General features: G+C 55.3%; 3 protein-coding genes. All 3 read right to left on the bottom strand.

Annotation, left to right across the window (positions count from 1 at the left end):
- Window positions 1-120 precede the first annotated feature (120 nt).
- Window positions 121-855, bottom strand: a complete 735-nt coding sequence (locus EOA60_RS29080) for a GntR family transcriptional regulator (RefSeq protein ID WP_245479265.1) — start codon at window positions 853-855, stop codon at window positions 121-123.
- Between the two features lie 45 nt (window positions 856-900).
- Window positions 901-1719 (bottom strand): aspartate dehydrogenase, encoded by an 819-nt coding sequence (locus EOA60_RS29075; protein WP_127335797.1) that lies wholly within the window; start codon window positions 1717-1719, stop codon window positions 901-903.
- A 1-nt stretch (window position 1720) separates the two neighbouring features.
- Window positions 1721-2371, bottom strand: a 651-nt coding sequence (locus tag EOA60_RS29070; RefSeq protein ID WP_245502633.1) for an amino acid ABC transporter ATP-binding protein, incomplete at its 5' end; no start/stop codon positions are given.

Here is a 2371-nt window from a genome sequence, read left to right as displayed (position 1 = left end):
TTCGCGATTAGGCAAGCCGACCGCCGCAAGGCTGCCTGACCTCCGACGCGTGGGATGATTGCGCAGCTCTGTCGGTCAAGCGAGTTCCTCAGAATGTGAGTCCTCATGCACCACGCGCGGTCAATCGGCATTTTCCATGGCATCCAGCCTCGAGACCACGATAGCCAAGTGGGACTTGTGTACGGTGGCCACGAGTCGAACGTCCCGCAGTTCCAGGCTTCTCCGAATCATACGAAGTTCGTCGAGAAGGTCTTCAACCTGCTGTCCGAAATCCATCTTGTCGAGAAGCAAGAACCAGAATCTGGCGGACTGAAAAAATAAGATATCATTGAAGTCCCGGAGCGGGCCGTTGCTGCTCAGGCCATGCAGAACCTGATGTAAGCGCATAATTATCTCTGCAAACTGCCTCTTATCCTTGCTGCCCATCAGTTCGCGGCAGGCCCGCTCTAACTCCTGAATGTCGACGAGAATATCGTCTGTAACCGGAAGCGGCGAGGATTCGGCCATGGCATCCATCAATCGCATACGAACGATATAGATGTCTCGCATCGAACCAAGGTCGATCGATGTGACCTCAGTACCGTTGCCATGCTGACTGATGATCAAGCCGTCATATTCCAAGCGCTGCAAGACCGTGCGCAGAGGCGTTCTGCTCACTCCGAACTCCGATGCAAGTTCCCGCTCATTCAAGCGGCTGCCCGGCTGATAATCGAGGAGACATATTCGGCGACGCAGCTCCAGATAAATCTCCTGCTTGCTCAGCTTGCCTGCGGGTTGCCTTTCGACTTCGGAAGCCTCGTCGTGATCTTTGCTCAAAGAGGTGGTGCTAATGCTTCTCGATGCTGGTGTGCCCATGCTTGTCATAACGTCCCCTGCAGATAGTGCGGCAGATGCCCGGTATCACGTCCCAATGCGCAATACAGCATTCAGCTGGCGCAAATACGCTATAACGCTCTGCGATGTTATCCGACCGGTGGCGGGGTTCTCGTCACTAGGGCGGTTTTGAATCGACATGGAGAAGTCTGAACTGTCTGATCGAACGCTCAGCGTGTGAGTGTTGAGTTGCAGACGGGGATCCGCCCAGATTTCCATCTTGGTTCGCTCGGGGCCGACCCCCGCCAAACTAACAGCCGCGGCCACATTCACGTTCGACGGAAACTCCTTGGCGATTTCAAGGACCGTGCCTTGCAGAATGCAAATCGCATCGTCGAGTTTGTCCAGTTTCAGTCCGGTGCGGACAATATATGGGGCGCCAACGAGGCTGCTGGGTGGCTTGCGAGTAACGATTTTCACCTCATGGATTATGCCGACCGCCGTGGCCTTTATTGCATCGAGGCCAAGCATGGCCCCAGACGGTATGACGATGCGACCGCCAGACCGGCGACCTAGCTCTACGAGATCCTCTCTTCCGAGAAGCTGGCTGCCAGACATCGCTACAAGGATCTTCCCCGCCTTGAGCGTCGGAGCTGCAACCTTATCGAACATAGATGGTGGGAGCGCTTCGAGAACAATGTCGCACTCTTGCGCCATGTCTTGCAGCGGCACGTGCGAAACTGTGTTTGACAGAAGAGCGTCGAATTCTGCCGCACGTTCGGCACTGCGTGCCGAGATTGCCGCCAACTTGCAGCCGGGTATTTCTCCACGGTCCAATGCCTGCGCCACTGCGGAACCAATAGCACCGATTCCAGCGATTCCTACCTTGAGTGCCTGCCGATCCATTTTAGTCCGCTGCCTTGACTGCGCTTAAGAACTGTTGGGTCCGTTTGCTCTTCGGATTAGTGAACAGCTCCTCGGGCGTATCTTGCTCTTCGATTTTTCCGCCATAGAAAAAGCAGATGCGGTCAGAAATATCACGAGCAAATCCCATTTGGTGAGTGACCATCAGCATCGTCAGGTTATGCTTGGTGACGAGGTCTCTTATGACATTCGTGACCTCTCCAATCACTTCAGGATCGAGAGCGGAGGTGACCTCGTCGAACAACATCACCTTTGGCCTCATCGCCAGCGCCCGAGCGATGGCAACCCGCTGTTGTTGGCCGCCGGAAAGACGAGCAGGGTGCTGGTCTTTCTTGTCGATCATTCCTACCATCGAGAGAAGCTCTTCGGCTCGCTCCTTGGCTTCGCGGCGAGACAGGCCGAGGACTTGCACCGGCCCCTCCATACAGTTTTCGACTGCCGTCATATGAGGGAACAGATTGAAGTGCTGGAAACACATTCCTATCGAAGATCGCGCCTTTCGGAGGTATTTGGCGTCGGCCGGCACTAAAGCCCCGTTCTTCGGCATATGGGTGAGCGGCTTCCCATCCACATATATGACGCCGCCGTTGATGGTCTCGAGCGTCATGAGCATTCGTAATACCGTGGTCTTACC

The organism is Mesorhizobium sp. M1A.F.Ca.IN.020.06.1.1, assembly GCF_004023265.1.
GTDB lineage: Bacteria > Pseudomonadota > Alphaproteobacteria > Rhizobiales > Rhizobiaceae > Mesorhizobium.
The sequence above is the reverse complement of the archived record's forward strand: the minus strand, read 5'-3'. Positions and strand labels throughout refer to the sequence as shown.